Origin of the sequence: Rufibacter sp. XAAS-G3-1 (genome assembly GCF_013623775.1) — a bacterium.
In the GTDB taxonomy this organism is placed as follows: domain Bacteria; phylum Bacteroidota; class Bacteroidia; order Cytophagales; family Hymenobacteraceae; genus Nibribacter.
Map to the genome: position 1 here is coordinate 380,789 of NZ_JABFAM010000006.1, position 17,673 is coordinate 398,461.

12 protein-coding genes are annotated in these 17,673 nt (G+C 51.5%); 5 read left to right on the plus strand and 7 right to left on the minus strand.

What is annotated here, in order from left to right:
* Positions 1-445 precede the first annotated feature (445 nt).
* Both HHO50_RS08255 and HHO50_RS08260 read left to right on the plus strand, forming a co-directional pair.
* Positions 446-880, plus strand: coding sequence for a thioesterase family protein (locus HHO50_RS08255; RefSeq protein WP_181305524.1), 435 nt, complete (start codon positions 446-448; stop codon positions 878-880).
* 198 nt (positions 881-1,078) lie between these two features.
* Positions 1,079-2,671: a M20/M25/M40 family metallo-hydrolase gene (locus HHO50_RS08260; RefSeq protein WP_181305525.1), complete on the plus strand. Its 1,593-nt coding sequence runs from the start codon at positions 1,079-1,081 to the stop codon at positions 2,669-2,671.
* 823 nt (positions 2,672-3,494) lie between these two features.
* Here HHO50_RS08260 and HHO50_RS08265 read toward each other — a convergent pair.
* The 5 genes from HHO50_RS08265 to HHO50_RS08285 form a co-directional block, all read right to left on the minus strand.
* Positions 3,495-5,150 (minus strand): M1 family metallopeptidase, encoded by a 1,656-nt coding sequence (locus tag HHO50_RS08265; protein ID WP_181305526.1) that lies wholly within the window; start codon positions 5,148-5,150, stop codon positions 3,495-3,497.
* A gap of 305 nt (positions 5,151-5,455) precedes the next feature.
* A complete protein-coding gene (locus tag HHO50_RS08270) occupies positions 5,456-7,870 on the minus strand; it encodes a glycoside hydrolase family 2 protein (RefSeq protein WP_181305527.1) in 2,415 nt (804 codons plus the stop codon).
* 325 nt (positions 7,871-8,195) lie between these two features.
* The gene (locus tag HHO50_RS08275; RefSeq protein ID WP_181305528.1) at positions 8,196-10,787 is read right to left on the minus strand and encodes a membrane or secreted protein; all 2,592 of its coding nucleotides are present in this window, start codon (positions 10,785-10,787) and stop codon (positions 8,196-8,198) included.
* Between the two features lie 325 nt (positions 10,788-11,112).
* Positions 11,113-12,435, minus strand: a complete 1,323-nt coding sequence (locus HHO50_RS08280) for a hypothetical protein (RefSeq protein ID WP_181305529.1) — start codon at positions 12,433-12,435, stop codon at positions 11,113-11,115.
* Between the two features lie 103 nt (positions 12,436-12,538).
* On the minus strand, positions 12,539-13,333 hold the full coding sequence (locus HHO50_RS08285) for a hypothetical protein (protein ID WP_181305530.1): 795 nt from the start codon (positions 13,331-13,333) through the stop codon (positions 12,539-12,541).
* 348 nt (positions 13,334-13,681) lie between these two features.
* Between HHO50_RS08285 and HHO50_RS08290 the strand changes: the two genes are divergently transcribed.
* From HHO50_RS08290 to HHO50_RS08300, 3 genes are read left to right on the plus strand one after another with little or no spacing between them, the layout of a single operon-like run.
* Positions 13,682-14,092 carry a hypothetical protein gene (locus tag HHO50_RS08290; protein WP_181305531.1) on the plus strand — a complete coding sequence of 137 codons (411 nt, stop codon included), beginning with the start codon at positions 13,682-13,684 and terminating at the stop codon, positions 14,090-14,092.
* Positions 14,093-14,107: 15 nt separating this feature from the next.
* Positions 14,108-14,707 carry a type II TA system antitoxin MqsA family protein gene (locus HHO50_RS08295; protein ID WP_181305532.1) on the plus strand — a complete coding sequence of 200 codons (600 nt, stop codon included), beginning with the start codon at positions 14,108-14,110 and terminating at the stop codon, positions 14,705-14,707.
* A gap of 3 nt (positions 14,708-14,710) precedes the next feature.
* Positions 14,711-15,205, plus strand: a complete 495-nt coding sequence (locus HHO50_RS08300; RefSeq protein WP_181305533.1) for a hypothetical protein — start codon at positions 14,711-14,713, stop codon at positions 15,203-15,205.
* A gap of 198 nt (positions 15,206-15,403) precedes the next feature.
* On the opposite strand, the gene HHO50_RS08305 is transcribed toward HHO50_RS08300, so the two are convergent.
* On the minus strand, positions 15,404-15,757 hold the full coding sequence (locus tag HHO50_RS08305) for a hypothetical protein (protein WP_181305534.1): 354 nt from the start codon (positions 15,755-15,757) through the stop codon (positions 15,404-15,406).
* 172 nt (positions 15,758-15,929) lie between these two features.
* Positions 15,930-17,669: a restriction endonuclease subunit S gene (locus tag HHO50_RS08310; protein ID WP_181305535.1), complete on the minus strand. Its 1,740-nt coding sequence runs from the start codon at positions 17,667-17,669 to the stop codon at positions 15,930-15,932.
* Between the last annotated feature and the right edge of the window lie 4 nt (positions 17,670-17,673).

Here is a 17,673-nt window from a genome sequence, read left to right on the forward strand (position 1 = left end):
GCGCACTACGAGGTCTTTGGAGCCAGCGGCACCGGGTAAGCAGGCCCCAAACGCGAAACCCTGTGAGGTCTCCAAGACCTCACAGGGTTGGAAAGTACTGGCGCGAGACTGAAGTCTCGTGACCGGGGATGAAGCGAGCCTCCAGACTCGCCGGGAACCACCGGCAGGATGGCGGAACGTCTGGTAGAATTCACCAACAATCGGCCAGAGGCCGCAGATAGCTCACACGCGTCCCAGAGGCGAGCGAGGGAAATCACTACGTTAGTAGAACTACCAAGAAATCATCTTGACCGTACTGGGAAGCCGCTGCTGACACGGGAAGTTCTGCTGGTTTCTCCGGCAATCTGGCGCTCCTTCTGCACAACCAAAAACTAAGTTTTACCCTATACCCCAGTTCATGTACCTTCGGGTATTACTCCAAACCTCCAATTAAAAACCAGAAACTATGAGCATTGTCTATGAAGGGAACGTGATCTGGGCGCAGGTAGACGCCAACATGCACCTTCGCCACTCGGCGTACGCCGATTTTGCCGCCCAGGCGCGGATCGCCATGTTGAACAACCTGGGCCTCGACTTTAAAACGTTCCAGCACCTTAAACTGGGGCCCATTCTGTTCAGGGAAGAACTCCGGTACCTGCGCGAGGTGGGCATCAACGATTCCATCAAAATAGAATCTGTGCTGACCAAAGCCCGGCCCGATGGTTCGCGCTGGTCTATCCGCCACGAGCTGTACCGCGGCGATGGCGTGAAAGCGGCCATCATCAACGTAGAGGGTGCCTGGATGGATCTCATGAAACGCAAATTAGCCGCCCTGCCCGAAGACTTCGCGCAGAGATTCATGACGCTGCCCCAGGCCGAAGATTTCGTGTTGGAAGCTTAGAGCCTGTTTCGTGCTTGAATTCTGGCACTAAAAGCGAAAATGGCAAGAGGAAGGTTCTGCGGAGCCCGTTTGCAGCACGAGTGATAAATTTCAAACCTGTTTAAGGGCTACTTTCCAGAAAGTAGCCCTTAAACAGAAAACATGGCCTCAATTACGCACTCTGCTTTCAAATAGGGGCAGCTTTCTTAAATTAGCGGCATGATACATCTCCTCACCCCTCCCCGCCTGGGCCACAAGAAACGTACGCCCAAGCTCCTGCTTCTTTCCCTGCTCTTTTCTGCCCAGGTTGGCATGGCCCAGACCCAAGACCCCGTGGTAGAAAACATCATCAAAGAAGCCACCCAAAACTCCCAACTGGAACCGCTGGCCCACGAGCTCATGGATGTGATAGGCCCGCGTTTAGTGGGAACCCCGCAGATGCAGCAAGCCAATGACTGGGCCGTAGCCAAATACAAAGGCTGGGGCATCACCGCCCGAAACGAGAAATGGGGCGAGTGGCGCGGCTGGCAAAGAGGCATCTCGCATATTGACATGGTGCACCCCAGAGTTAGAACGCTGGAAGGCATGCAACTGGCCTGGAGCCCCAGCACCAAAGGCAAAGGCGTAACCGCCGAAACCATTCTGCTGCCCGAGACAGTCACCGATTCTCTGGCTTTCCAGAAGTGGCTGCCCAACGTGAAAGGGAAACTGGTGCTCATCTCCATGCCCCAGCCCACCGGTCGCCCAGACTACAACTGGCAGGAATTCGCCACCAAAGAATCCTTTGACAAGATGAAGGCCGAGCGTACCGCACTGACCGAGGCCTGGCGCACCAAAATGGCCAGGATGGGCTACACGGCCCGCACCTTGCCGGTAGCCCTGGAGAAAGCCGGAGCGGCCGGAATTGTGATGTCTAACTGGTCGGCGGGTTTTGGCGTGAACAAGATTTTCAGTGCCTACACCAAGAAAATCCCTACGGTAGACCTCGCCCTGGAAGATTACGGCATGGTGTACCGCCTCACGGCCTCGGGCCAGAAACCCAGACTGAACATACAGGCCGAATCTAAAGAGCGCGGCGTAGTCCCTACCTTCAACACCATCGCGGAGATAAAAGGTACCCAGAAACCAGATGAGTATGTGATCCTCTCGGCGCATTTTGACTCCTGGGATGGCGGCACCGGTGCCACCGATAACGGAACCGGCACCCTAGTAATGATGGAAGCCATGCGCATCCTCAAGAAAATCTACCCTAACCCTAAAAGAACCATTCTGGTAGGCCACTGGGGCAGCGAAGAACAAGGCCTGAACGGTTCCCGCGCCTTTGTAGAAGACCACCCCGAGATTGTCAGCAAGGTACAAGCAGTCTTCAACCAAGACAACGGCACGGGCCGGGTAGCCAACTTATCTGGCTCAGGGTTTCTGCACGCCTATGAGTTCCTGAACCGTTGGCTGGCCCCGGTGCCCACCGAGATCAGGTCACAGATCCAGACCAACTTTCCCGGTGCGCCGGGCGGCGGCGGGTCTGACCACGCCTCCTTCGTGGCGGCCGGAGCCCCCGCGTTCATGCTGAGTTCTTTAAGCTGGTCGTACGGCACCTATACCTGGCACACCAACCGCGACACCTATGACAAGATTGTGTTTGACGATGTCCGCAGCAACGCCATCCTGACCGCCATCTTAACGTACATGGCCAGCGAAGATCCCACCACCGCCCCGCGCGACAGAAGTGTACTGCCCGTGAACCAAAGAACCGGCCAACCCGGCACCTGGCCCGCCCAAACCAAGCCCACCCGCCGCGGCGGATTGGATTAGGCATTGGTTTTAAGGCTATTTCCTGAAATTCAGCTTGAAAACGGAAGGGGTTGGCAGTGCCAACCCCTTCCGTTTTTTTGATGGTGGAGCGCAAAACCCACCCCTCCGAGGAGGGGAATATGCCTTTGAATTAGAAAGGAATGCGTGAACCTGCGTGCGTAAACATCCTCCTTCGCCCCCTTCAAAGCTAATCTTGCAGGAAAAAATGAGCGGCTATTTAGTTTCCAAAACTTCCATAAAACCAAGCCGTTCTTACCCGCTCTTCCAGAGTTCCACTCCCCTTCTTTTGCCCGTGGTTTCCGGCGGAGAAGAACTCCGCAGCAGGCAGGTTCGGGAGTTCTACTCCCGAACAGCAAGGAAATAATTTTTCCCTACCAGATTAGCCTTCAAAGGGGAGTATCTGCTTTAGAGGGCAAAAGTACCGAACTGATAGATATAGCTTCCGCTCTTTCCCAGTTCCAGTCTTCCCCAAGCGCGCCTCGCTTTTGGCCCTGACAGGCAGAAGCTAAGAGAGACAGACTTCTCAGGCCGAAAGGGCAGTGCGCGAGGGGAAGACGGGGCCCCGCGGCCGTGAGCGCATACCGCCAGAAATGAAACAATACAGCACTTACACCCACGCAACAAGCAGACAAGCCAGGGGAACAGCATATTCCGTGTACCAACCCGCTCTAAAGAAGCCAATTCTAAGCAGAGGCTAAAGCGCAAAAAGAAACCAACAGCGTTTTAAGTCCCTTTTCAGAAAAGTAGCATTAAAACGCAAAGAAGCCAATTCCAAGCACAGAGGCTAAAAACAAGTAGCGGAGAAAGCAAGAAAAGCCGCACTTTACTGCACCTGCTTCTGCGTCACGTAAAAGTTAGGATCAACCCGAATATCCTGGGTGCCGGCAGGGAGATTCGCTTTCTTCCAGGTATCGGCTACGGGTTGCAGCCACATGTCTTTGCCGGCCGCGGTCACTTTTGCAGGCAAGTTGAAGCCCTTGACCGTGTTGCTCCAGCGGTATTCCAGCGAAGTTCCAGCTAATCTGTATTCCAGCACCGGAATGCGCACATCCCGCAGGTACTGGTTGAAAAACGGGGTTAGGTCACGGCCCGTTTGTTGACTGATGTAGTTCTCCATCTGAGCACTGGTCACGGTCTGGTGGTAAAATTCCTGGTTGAGGCCACGCAGCAGTTTCCGCCATTTCTCGTCATCATTCACTACTTGCCGCAGCGTGTGCAGCATGTTGGAACCCTTTGGGTACATATCGCCGGAGCCGCTGAAATTCACGTGGTACTTGCCTATGATGGGTCGGTCATTTCTTATGCCCTTCCGGGTACCAATCACGTACTCGCTGCCGGCTTTCTTCCCGTGGAAGTACTCCACAAAGAGGTTCTCTGAATAAGAGGTGAAACTTTCATGGATCCACATGTCGGCGATGTCTTTGTAGGTGATGTTGTTGGCGAACCACTCATGCCCGCTCTCGTGCACGATGATAAAATCGAACTTCAATCCCCAACCCGTCCCGCTCAGGTCACGGCCCAGATAGCCGTTCTGGTACTTGTTTCCGTAGGTCACCGAGCTTTGGTGCTCCATGCCCAGGTACGGCACCTCCACCAGTTTGTAGCCATCTTCATAAAACGGATACGGCCCGAACCAGTGCTCCAAGGCCTTCAGCATTTGGGGCACTTGCTTGAATTGCACTTTCGCCTTTTCCAGGTTCTCGCGCAGCACATAGTAATCGCAGTCCAGTTTGCCCTTTTCACCGGCATACACCTCAGAGAAATGCACGTAGTCGCCAATGTTCACATTCACGCCGTAGTTGTTGATGGGATTGGTGACCGCCCAGTGGAAAGTCTTGGTGCCGTCTGCGTGTTGCTCTACCTGCCGCAAACGGCCGTTGGAGACATCCGTCAAGTGCTGCGGCACCGTCACCCTGATCATCATGCTGTCGGGTTCATCGTACATGTGGTCTTTACAGGGCCAAAACAAGCTGGCACCGTCTCCCTGCACAGACGTGGCGATGAAAGGGTTGCCCTGCGCGTCTTTCTTCCAGGTCACGCCCCCGCTCCAGGGCGGGTTGGTACTCACCTGCGGTTTGCCGCCGTACGTTACCTCTACCGTTTGCAAGGTTCCCGGCACCTGCTTCGCCGCCAATTGGATAAACCAAGCGTTTTTGTCCTGTTTCACCGCTAGTTTCTGGCCGTTCTGCACTACCTTTTCAATGCGCATGGGCGGCTGCAGATCTAGCTGCATGACCTGGTTTGGCTTCAGTACTTTGTAGCGCACCAGGTTCACGCCTTGCATGGTACTGTCCTGCGGATTCACCTTCATGCGCAGGTCATAGTGCACCAGATCCCACCACGCCCGCTCTGGGGTAATGGAGCCGCGCAAAGTGTCTTGCCGGGTGAATGTTGGAGTGGTTTGGGCCTGAGAATCTGAGAAACTTAAAAGCCCCAGAAAGAAAGTTATTCCAATTAGCGTTGAAAGTCTGTTCTGCATTTTGAGGGTGTTTTTCTAAAATGAAGCTGAAAACGGCTTTGCAGTTGAAAGCTGGCTGCTAAACTAAGTAGCAAGGCAAACTAAAATCTACTTTGTTCTCCTGAAAGGATCTTGTGGGCGAACTAGAAAAGCTGTCAATTAACGCAATTGCCGTCCGCCACCGAGATCCTTTCAGGAGGACAAGGAGAGAAAAAGATAGAGTTATTTCTGTTCAATTACTTCTTTGATTTAGTAGTGCTTTATAATGATTTCACTCGCTCGCGTCCCGCGAGCGAGTGAAATCATTTCTTTTCCCATTTTACCCTTTATTTCTGGTTGGCCACGGTTTGGATGGAAACGGTTCCGTTGGCCAGGGTTCCGGCTGTTGCCTCTACTTTCACGGTTCCGGGGTTTGCCCCGGCTTTCAGTAAAATGGCCGCAATTCCCGCCTCGGCCTTCACCGTGGCCGGCCCTACAATCCCGGCATCGCCGGAGGTAACTTTGAACGTGACTTCATTTGTGGCGGTGGGCACCACGGTTCCGTTTTTGTCCAGCACGCTGGCGTAGACAAACACCAGGTCATTGCGGTTGGTGGTCAACGGTTTGCCGCTGTAGTCTACGTGCAGGTTCAGCTTAACCGGAGCCTCGGGGGTTTGTTGGCTGGTTTCTGCCACTTTGGTTCCTTTGAGGTACCCCACCGCCGTAAGCGTTCCGGGCGCGTACGCGGGCAGGTTGAACGTGAACGGCGGGTGGTTCAGGTTGGTGGAGTATTTATCTGTGTCTGGTTTCTGCCGGGCGATGGTTTTGCCGTTCAGTTGCAGTTCCACCTCGTCGGCGTTGCTGTACACTTTCACCTGTTTCTGGGCGGGGTCGTTCCAGTAGTTCGCAATAAAGATCATCGGCTGGCCGAAAAGAGCCTTCTTCTGCAGGTTCGGCCCGGCCTGGCTCTGGTAGAAATAGAAGGCGAACTTGGGCAGGCGCACCATGTCCATGATTCCGGAAGACTCAATATCCGGCGCGTAGCCGCGCTTGTAGTCATACATGAGCCAGTTGGCATCGCCCACGGCCGGGCCGTACAGGTTGTCGTTGTGGGCCTCCTGGTAGTTGAGGGCCTGTTGCAAAAGGCGTTTCTGCCCTGAGCCGCGCAGCTGCCGCGAGGTTCTTTCCTCTTCCTTCAGGTTGGCATACGCGGTCTGGTTGAAGCCCGCGTTCTGGGCGTAATATTCCCAGTCGCCGTACTCGGCAATGAACAGGGGCTTCGGCTTTTGGTACTTTTTCCAGTAGTCTGGGGCTTTGGCGTGCTGGCGGGCCGGAATGAACACATCATACACGTCGTCCACCCAGCCGCAGGTGTACACCTCCGCGAAAGGCAGTTCCTCCTGCACCGCGCCGTGCGACTTCTGCCTATACTCTTTGGGCATGTTAGACTCGTTCAAGGAGGCTTCCCAGAGAATGATGGACGGGTGGTTCCGGTCGCGGCGCACCATGTCCCGTATGTCCTGGATGCTGTTTTTCTGGAACTCCTGGCCCCCCACAAACTGCCAGCCCGGTATGGCGTCCATCACGAAGATGCCTAGCTCATTGCAGGCGGCCAGAAAAGCCGGGGACTGCGGATAGTGCGAGCTGCGCACGAAGTTGAACCCGGCTTCTTTGATCTTGTACGCATCGCGGTACTGGGCCTGGTCAGACAAGGCATTGCCCACCAGCGGATACTCCTGGTGGCGGTTGGTGCCCCTTAAAAACAGTTTCTGGCCGTTGAGGTAAAAACCATCGGCGGCAAAGCGGATGGAGCGGATTCCGGTTTTGATGTCCTGCGCCTCGGTCACCTTGCCCTCCTGCACCACTTCCACCCGAAGCGTGTACAGATACGGCTCGTCCGGCGACCAGAGTTGGGGGCTGGAAACGGTCAGAATTTGCGAAAACGTGCCAAAATCGCCCGCTTCCACAGCCGTTCTGGGGGAAGTCACCGTGGCGACTGATCTGCCCTCCCTGTCTTGCAGCGTGAGCCTGATTTGGGCTTCTTTCTGCTGATTATGGTCGTTTTTGATCTCGGCTTTCACCACCAGCGTAGCCGTTGCCGGGCTTACGTTCTGGTAGTGCAGCAGCACGCCCCCACCCGCCACGCGGTTCGCCCAGACGGCATCTGTAAGGTAGAGTCTGTCTTTGGAGATAAGGTACACGTTGCGGTAAATGCCGCTGTAGTAGTTGAAATCCAGGTCTTTGATGGGTTTGCCCGGCGGCACCGCGGGGTTGTCTTCGTTGTTCAGTTTCACCAGCAGGGTGTTCTCTTCGCCAAACTTCACGTCTTCAGAGATGTTCACGTAAAAGGGCAGATAACCGCCCAGATGCCGGAACACGTGCTTCCCGTTCAGGTACACATCGGCTACCTGCATGGCGGCCTCAAACTGCACCGCCACGTGGCGGCCTTTCTCAGAGGCGGGCACGGTAAAGGTTTTGCGGTAGAAAGCCGTGCCCTGCCACTGCTGCTCTTTTTTCTCAATTGGCTCTAACCGGGCGGTGTGCGGCAAAGAGATCTTCTCCCACCTGATTCCGCCGGAATTTCCAGACAGTAGGCCAGCGGCATTGGTGGTGTCAATGTCCCTTACGAATTCCCAGTTTTGGTTGAAGTGCTCCACCCTGGCCGAGGTGCTTTCCGGCGAGCTGGTACCGGGCGATTGGCAGGCCACCGCCCCCGCGAACAGCAGCAGGTACAGAAAGTGCTTTAACATAATAGATTTCATGAAGACGCTGGTTTGGACGTAGAAGGACAAATATAACCAGCCATTCTTCTACTTTCGCGTTTACGCGCGCCAGGTACCGCTAAGAGCAAGTTTAAATTTCATCTTTGCGCTGCAAATGGCCATAAAAAGAACCTGCGTTCGCGGTTGCGTCGCCCCGTCATGCTGCTACGCGGCTCAAAAAACGCTTCCGCAGAACCTTTCTCTGACTAGTTGAGCCAGCAAACCTGAAATCAAAAAAAGCGCTAAAGCAATAATTCCGTTTACGGGCCAATTTTCAAAAACAGCCCGTAAACGGAATTCCCAATCACGGGTGAAGATGGCTCCGCTATTCCTTTTCAAGCCACACACCTTCTACCTCAAAGCCATTGGGCTGCCCGGCCGGGGCGGATTTCGGGTCTTGGCTGAGGGAAATCTCCAGCTTTTCTACCTGCTGCAATTGGAAAGGAGCCGATGTAGCCCCCGCGAATTTGAACGGATGGAAACCCGGATAAGGCCGGGGCAGCAGCACAAAGGAATCTGGTTTCAGGCTGCTCAGCGGAATCTCAATATCTTTGAAAACAGTACCTACGGTAACGGTGGCGGCATACGCCGAGGCGTTGCGGGTCACCAGCCCTACTTTCACCGGCACGGCGGTAGTGTTGGAAGTTCTGATTCTGATGACCAGTTTACCAAAGCCGGACAGCTCAGTTTCGCGGCCTTTCAGTTTGTCGCCAATATAGTGGTGGAAGCCCATGGTCTGTTCGGCCGGAAGTTCTTTGGCCGTCAGTTTCAGTACCAGTTGGCCGGGTTTCAGGGTGGTGATCAGTTGCCGTTCATCGCTTCGCCAGAGATTAGGGAACACGTAGATAGAACGGTCTGTGGTGGGATTGAACAATGGCAGTGCCCCGTTGGGAGCGGCCACAAAGGTTTGCCAGGTGTCATTCTGATAATAATCCCAAGCCCAGGGATCGCCCTCGTAGCCGCCGGGGAAAGTAACGTGCCGGTTTCCGTCCTGTACCAGGATGCGGTAATTGATCAAACCCGGCGAGGTCAGTTCCGCGGGAACTTCGGCCTTGAACAGACTTGCCCCGGCATTCAGCATCGCAACGGTTTTGTACACCGCCGCCTGGTTGTTCAACTGCACTGATACTTTGGTGTCAGGCGAAACCCCCACGATCTGGGCGGTCAGCACGAAAGGCTTTCCGGCGGAAACTTCTTTCAACGGCTGGTGCGCCACGTAAGGTTTGGTATCTACGGGTGGCGGTGCTACGAATTCCCTGACCTGCATTGCTCCGAACGTGTCTTCTGCTTTTACCCCGCTTTTGCTTTTTTTAGACAGCACATACGTGCCGGGCTGCACCTGAAAACGGCCTCCCTGCGCGGCGGCTAGGTACGTATTGCCTTCATTTACGGCGGTAATGGTAAACGTCTCCCCCAGTTCGGCCAGCCTGATCTGCATGTCTTGGGTTTGCCACTGGATGCGGGTCACTTCCTTGCTGGGCGAGGCTTTCGCAAACGGGTCACGGATGGGAATCGCATCGGGCATTACCTCCAGCCGCCAAACGCCTTTGTCCAGTTTGTCTAGAAAATAAGCGCCTGTACCGCTGTAGGACACCAACGGTGAACTTCCTACGCCTGCCACTCGCTTCAGCTTGGCGGCGTTTACCGGTTGGGTGCGCGTGGAATTGGAATAGAGGAACTCCTGCGCCGTGTTCATCTCGCTCAATGCTTCTTTGTAACTCACCCGGAAGGCCTCAAACACACTGTCAGCCGGGTATACGCCGTAGCTTTTGCGCAGCGGCAGGCGGTGGAAAGCCTTGGCCGCGATCAGCAGGCTGATGGCCTTGGAAGGCGTGTAGGCCAGGTTCAGGTAATGCGTCTGGTACTCGGTGTTGGCGTAGGCGGTGGCCAGGGGATCATAGGCAAACTGGGTGGCCCACTGGAAACCCGCTCCGCGGAAACTCTTCGCCATGGCCGGGTATAGGTAAGAACCCAGCACGTCACCGGCATCAAACTCATAGACCATCAACGCTTTGTTCCTGAACTCGGGAATGGTGTCAAAGGGAATATGGTAACGGTCTACGTGGGGCAGGTAATTGCCTTGCAAGGTGTGGTTGGCAACCAGGCCCGTGGGGTACCACTGGAAGCTGAACCCATTCACGTTGGCCCTGGCCACGGCATCGGCGTAGCGCGGCGACTCACTGATGTTGTAGAAAATGGGCTTCGTCCAGCCCGTGCCTCTCATGGCGGCCACCATCCGGTTCACGTACTCGGTGGTGCGGGCTTTCGGGCCCGAGTGGTGCGGCTCATTGTTCACCTCCGCCCCAATGATGTTGGCATCTGCCCCGTAGGTGAGTTTGGTATAGGGGTTGACGTGGTGCAGCAATTGCTTGAGGTAATTCTCCTGGGCCTTGAAAGCAGCCTCGTTCACCAATGCTTTCTGTTTGCCGTACAGCCGCGAAAAACCGGGAGTCTCCTCGTCTTTCTCGGGGTAGCCGTTGCCCCAGAAGGCGATGGGCGTGAGCATGATTCTGATGTTGCGCTGTTTCAGTTTGTAGACCAGGTAATCAAACAAACGCAGGTGCTCGTTTTCCAACAGATTGCCCAGCGTATCGGTGATCTCGGTATCCCAGACGTGTACCCGAAAAGCATCTAAACCCAGCCGGGCCATGTGGTACACATCCTGGTCAATGGCTTTCTCCAGATCCACGTTGCGGGCCTTCACCGAGCGGTAGCCGTACGCGAACGGCACCGTGTAATTCACCCCAAAAAAAGCGGCTTCCTGGTTGTCTTTCTTCCAGCGCAGAATGCCTTTCTGGTCTACGTACACCAGTTCTGCTTCTTTGCTAGTTTTACTCTGGGCCAGGAGCGTTTTAGGGCTAAAAACCCAAAAACACACCAAAAACGGAAGAAGGAGAAAGGTAAAGTTGGGTTTCATAGAGCCTTGGTTGTTTGCGTGCGAATATGCTGCCGTTGGCAAACTTACAGTTAATGGTGGGGCTTTGTTTGAAAACTTTGTGAATAAGATAAAGTACTGATTTTACGTAGAAAACCCGGATTTCTCCCTCAGCCCCTCTCTCACTGAAAGAGGAATCCCGCTGATGCGTTTCTGAGCTGTTTTGCAGAAAAGGGCCGGAAACCTGTGAGGTCTTCAAGACCTCACAGGTTTGGAATCAAAGGTGTGAGACTGCTGGCTTTTTGACTGAGATTAGAGCGAGTCTCCCGCCTCGCCGGGAACCACCAGCAGAAATGCGTAATACGTGTTAATTAATCTGTTTACCGTGCTTTTCAATAGTATAAAGCAGTTTAGCCAACTCAAACTTAACATAGTCATCTATCCCATTTTTCTTGCGAGCCTCTGCGTCAGGCATGCCGTCGCGTAAGGAGTTAAGATAGGTATGGTAATGGTTTCTCACATGGTGGAACAGGCCATGCAACAATCCTTTGGAGTGTTCTACCTGTCCTGCATCAAACCTTGCCCTGTCAATGATTTCTTCTACTATGTAAAACTCCTCTTCCATTGGCGCAGCATGACCATTTCTGTCCAGCGATTCAGTTTTGTATACCCTAAAGTAATGCTGATCTAACAGAAACACTTTGCCTAATTTGTCTTTCAGGTTTACAAGCACGGGCTCACCTCCGGCGGCCTGTTGCCGGTTCTTGTTGAAGTAAAGCAGCAAATCTTGCCCTTCTGCCCGGTAAGCCTGGATGACTTCTAAAAGCTGGTCAAACTCAAAGCCCAGCATCAGGCGGGTGGGTCTACAGTATTGCGCTAAATGCCCGGAGACCGTTACCCCAGAATCACGGCTGAACATGATTTCTTCCACCACCATTAAATCTGTGAGAACGGTGTACGCTGGCGTGAAATTCCTGGGCGGCTCAGTTGGTGCTGGTTCATCAAAGAGGCTTGGTTGTTTGCTTTCAAAGGGCAATGCTATCCCTCCCGTCAACCTCTGGTTTTCAGGGGTATCTAATGCTTCCTCCGGCTGCCAGTCCAGAAGAAATGGTGGTTCCTCAGGAGTATAGCGCACATAGTGGTCTATGAACTTGAGGTAGGGCTTGAGCTGCTTGTAGATTTTGGTGCGCTTGAAAGATTTGGGGTGTTTGCTTTTGAGTTGATATAATTCTCCGTAGCAGTCTAAGCGTTTGAGGGCGTAGAACTCGTCTAATATGGCTTGAGGCTCAACAAACTGGAGCGCTACTTCCATCAGAAAAATAGGATAGGTATGCGTAATTAGGCCCAGTTCTGGCAGCACGTTATAGGGGCTGAGGTCTTCTTCCTTGGCCTTCTGCAGCAGTTCCAGGTCTGTGAGTACCGGGGCCGACAGATGGGCTTCGGCGGTTTTCTGCAGTTGGGCTATGGTTTTCTGGATGGCCGCTACCGTCACAGATTTCCGGCTGACCAGTTTGTGCAGAATCTGGAGGTATTTAAGCGAAGCCGGCAGCCCGAAGGTCTGTAATATATCTTCCTCCCTTTCCAATACATCTTCAAACAGGTCGCCGTCTTGTTCTGGCCCGCCCTTCTCTTCCAGTAATTTGTATAGTCTAACGTATTCTAGCAGGGCTGTTTCTTGTCTCTGTGACATGGTAAATGGTGATTGAAAGGGACTTCTGTTTTAGGGCTCATTTCTGGAAATGGAGCCTAAAACAGGCTTAGGTAACGTTTGCGGAAAAGGAATTTATAGGATGCTATGCTTGTGCGTCTGGGTTTGTAGCGGCTTTTCCTTCATAGATTAATTTCTTGCCCATGGCGCTGAGGGAGCTTTCTGTGCGCTGAAAACAGGAAGAAAGCACTTGCAGGTCATTGGTGTAGAACAGGGCTTTGGCCAGAAATTCAGATTCTTGCTCAGACCAAGGTTCATAGGCTCTGGGGTGCGAAAGGCGCGCCTGCACTTGGTTATCTGCAAGGGTGGCAGTTGGTTTCTGAATACCCAACGCCTCAATTCGGCTTTTTAACTGGTCAAGGGCTTTGGCAGATAGCTTGCAGAATCTTTGTCCTGTGAAATACACCACAGAATCCCATGGCTTTTCCTGCGCTGCTTGCTTTCTGATGGCCGCAGTTGTTCTCAGGTCTGGGTTCTCCTGGAGCACCTGCAACACCAAGGGCTTAAAGGAATTGTATCTGTACCGGCCTTTAAAAGAGCCGAAAAGCGGGCTTTGGGCCACGGGCGAACCCTCAAAATGCCGACTGCCCAAGAAGAATTTGGTAAGCCGCCCAAAGGTGGTATTGAAACCGTTTTCCTGAAGCAACTCTATGGCGGTGCGCACCGTCTCCTTAGACAATTCATGGGGGAGCTTAACGGCCGGGGGAATGGTGTTACCAATTGCGCTCGGTTGGGCAGACAAAGACACCAACGCCGTCTGCAGGGCCCTGATTACGTTTCGGTCATTTAAGATGGGGTGCCCTTCCAGCACCTCACCGGTAAAGGGCGAACAACCTGCTGCCAAGGCATCTATAATGGCAATGGCCTCTTCTCTTTTCATGTAGCGTTGGTCTAGACTAAACTCTTAGAAATAATCTCAATATAAACATTCTGTCCAAAGAAACTTAGTCCCCAATGCTGGTTGTGACCCGTTTTAAGGCTTGTTTCTGGAAATGAGCCCTAAAACGAGATTTCTATTTTTTGGTGCTGCCAGAAAGGGTTAAGGTTTAAAGGTGTTATGCAGAGTTCCTGTAGTGCAGTTCATCTCCTTCCGCTGTGCAGACTCTTCTGAAGCGTGATTCCGCACATCAAGGAAAGCTATCAGATAAAGAGTAATATCTCTCACAATTTTCTAAAACTAGTATAACTGCAACTTATTTGTTGTGTTTTCAGTTAAAAGGTAATAAGTTTGGGTACTGAAAGCGAAAATATGCCAACATTAAAAGAGGTTGAGGCTTTCCTGGAAGCACTCCGCTTAAAGTTGGAATTTCGGGAGGTGCGTTTTATACATAGACCTGAATACATTAGTGCGTATGCCGAATTGAAGACCTGGGGATACCCTCCCCAGGAACTAGCCGAGATAATAAAGGCACTTACCCCTACAGACTACTCCGAAGGGCCAATAAAAGACACCGACAACATCCCCCCCAAAGGCCCGCTTTGGGTGTTTGGCAAAAGGATTGGCCCAAAAGACAGACCCAAGAGCAAAAAGAAGGTTGAATTTTACATTAAGGTACAGTTAGGCTTAGAAAATGAAAATGTGATTTGCATTTCGTTTCATCCGTCAAAACATGACATGGTATATCCTAAACTGGTTTAACTTAAAAAACAGAAGATGAAAAGCCCATATACCGGGGGGAAAGTGACAGAAATCACCACCCTGGAAACCATTCCGTTTAGAGGAGAAGAGTTTGAAATTGAGGTTAAAAGTTATCTGTGCGAAGACACAGGAGAAAAATTTGGTGATGCTGAGATGACTGACTCGGTAGTAGAAGAACTACTCAGTAAATGGCGGGAGCGCCATCAGGTTCCATCTCCTCAACAGTTAACAGAGGTGCGTGAAAGACTTAAATTGAGCCAGAACAGCATGTCAAAATTGTTGGGCTTGGGCATTAACCAATACCGCTATTATGAAAACGGCGAATTGCCTAAGCCTTCGCATAGGTTGCTGCTGCGGCTTTTGGTATCTGATGCTGGTCTGGCCCAAATAATTGCCCACCAAAAACATATAGTAGCACCAAAGCTATTAAAGGCGTTGGAAAACTATATCTACGGCACCAGCAAGGTCATTGAGGTAGAGAACACCCCTAAGGTTGACACTAAGGGAACTACCCAAGTATGGGAGGCTTATGAGAAGCATTATACCTCAACTATTTTTGAAGGAACGGTAGCTACATCTGCCCCTCTCAAAAATTCACACCAAGTAGCTTACTAAGACATGCCTACCACACCACAGAAAGCGTTAGATTTCTCAAAGCTTGTTTTCAAAGAGGCCGCTTTCCTTGATTTCTGTATAAAAAACAATACTACTTCTCACGCTGCCCCCATTTCAATAAACGCTTTCAATTGCACCTTTTCTACCAGCAACTCTTTCAGTTTAGAGGAAAAAGGGATTAAAGTGCAGTTACATATACAATGCTATGCTGTAAATGAAAAGGAAGAGCCCATTGGGATAGAAGGTGAATTTAATTTAGGATTTACCTTTATCATCCAGAACATAGAGGAGTACCTGATTAAATCTAAAACCTCTGATGAAATGATACCTGGGCCGCACCTTGTCATTCCTTTGCTTGGGACAGCCTACTCTACTGCCAGGGGTATGCTCCTCACCAAAACCTTGGGCACCCCGCTGGAGGGGTTTGCGTTGCCAATTGTAAATGCAAATGACTTGATTAAGGACAAACCTAAAAAGAAAAGCCCCACAACAGAATAGAATTAAATGGATTTGGGGAGGTAAACTAGTTCTGCTCTCCCAGTTGTTTTTGGCCTGGTTTCTGGAAATGAAGCTCGAAAACAGGTACAGAAAAAGACCTCACAGGTTTTGAAAACCTGTGAGGTCTCTGCGTTTTTGGCCTGTTTTCTCAAAAACAGGCCAAAAACAGCAACTGTATAAACTATTACTAGACGCTCTTTAGGTTATTTGGCGCCCCGCTGTTTTAAGGCAATGGTTGAGGAGCGTTAGAAAATGGTAAAAGTCTGGCGGGTAGGCATTGGAGCCGTAACATTTTAAGGAGCGGGTGGCTGTTTTCAGTTTCAGTTCCCATTGGGTGCCGTCCAGAATAGGGCTGTCATACCTTTTTTTCCAGCGGCAATTGGTTAGAAACGCCTCCAGTTCTGGCCACTCCTTGGTGCCCGCTAACGGAATAGCCGTTGCCTCATGCAGGCGAAGGCCGCTGTACCCTTCTTCAAAAAACAGCTGGCCGTCTTGCAGGTTCACCCAAAAGTTGCTCTGCCCATAGCCGCCTAAAAAGAATTCAAAAACCATAGTAAACGATTGAAAGTGAAATTACAAAGCTGTTTTCGGGCTATTTTTTGAAAAACAGGCCGAAAAACAGCTACCGGAAAGACCTCCCAGGTTTTGAAAACCTGGGAGGTCTCTGCGTTTTAGGCCTGTTTTTGGAAAAACAGGCCCGAAACAGGAAACCCCAGACGGGGGGCTACTCCTCCAGCACCCCTTCTTCCTGCGGCTGCAAGGCCTCCTGCACCACGGCCTGCATCAGCGCCTCGGCCTGTTGGTTGGCTTGGGCGAGCTGCTGCTCCAGGGCATCGCAGAGCTGCATGAGTTGGTCTACTTTGGCGACGATGGCTTCTTGTTCTGCGAGTGGTGGAAGTGGGCTTAGAGAGTAATTTATTTTTGATAATGTTACTCTGGTTATTGCAACACCTGACATACCGCTCCTCGTAGCTTCATAAAAATAAGGACTACGCATTAAGTATAACAGAAATTTGTTATCCACTTCTTTAGGCAACTTTAATAAAGCCACGCTAGATAGCATGCTAAACGGCTCATCGAGGTTATTGATTGTTACAATTCCTGTTGTTGCACCATCTTTGATATAAAGAATGTCACCTTTCTCTGGATTACATCTGCTATAAATCTCTTGATGAATTTCTTCCGTTACATATGTAATATTTGAAAGAAGAACCCCATCGTTTTTTATATTTTTCGCCGTAACATACTTGTATTTCCCTGCTTCAATATTAGGAGGAGAATGGTGTGTTCCATCTGTTACTTTCAAACAAATCTCTCCCAACCTACACCAAACCCAACTATCCGGCAGTTCATAGGGCACTTCGTCTTCTGAGATGGGTTCCAGGGGTTTTTCCTTCTTGATTTTCTTGTCCTTCACCAGTTGCGCTTTCTCGGCCTGAATCTGTTGCAGGAGGTGGGCGGCGGGTTGGGTGGTGGGGTTTTGTCTGCGCCACGCCGAGGTGAGTTTGCCTTGCACCGCCAGTTGCAGAATGGTTTCGCGGAGCTTTTTCACGTTGGCCTCCTGCCCGAAGAGGATCTGGAAATGCTGCTGCAGGAATGCCCATTGCTGCTCCAGTTCATGGTCTGGGGCGGTGGTGAGCGCCTGTAACGCGGCCGCGCCCAGGCTCTTTTGCAGCTGTATTCTGTCTTGGTTGGCTTTCTCCAGTTCCTCAATTTTCTGCATCAGCTCTTCCACCCGCGCCACAATGGCTTCCTGCTCGGCAAGGGGCGGAAGGGGAAAGATAATCTCTTTTATCTGAGCGGTGCTCAAATTAGGGATTGCGCTTCCTTTAGATATTCTTAGGTTTTCCTCAATTTTCGTATTTAACAAAGAGTTCAGAAACAAAGAATTTACCAGAATAGGTCTGATTTTTCCTACTCGTTGATTTAAAAGAAATGTAGTGGAAGTATTGTTAACTGCAATCTTTCCTGTAGTTGCACCCGACATTGCTATGAGCATTGCTCCGGGTTCTGCAGCAAAATCCTGAAGTAAACTTTCAAATTCGTCTGAATCTACATACTTCATAGATTGAGTCACGACTTCACCATTTTGCAAATCGCCAATCCTAATAATTCCAATTCCTTCATCAGTAAAACTCGAACTTTGAAAAGCATATCCGTTTGTGAATGAAATTGCTTCTCCTAATCTACACCAAGTCCAGGTTTCAGGTAATTCATCAAGAATTTCCTCCTCAGAAATCGGCTCCAGAGGCTTCTCCTTCTTCATCTTCTTCTCCTTCACCAACTGCGCTTTCTCCGCCTCAATCCGTTTCAGCAGTTCCGATGCCGGTTCTACGTGGGGGTTTTGGTTTCGCCAGGTTTGGGTGAGTTTGCCTTGCACCGCCAGTTGCAGCACCAGTTCTTTGAGGCGGGCGGCATTTTTGGGGTGTAGCGTGAGGTGCTCAAATTGCTCTAGTAATACCATGCGG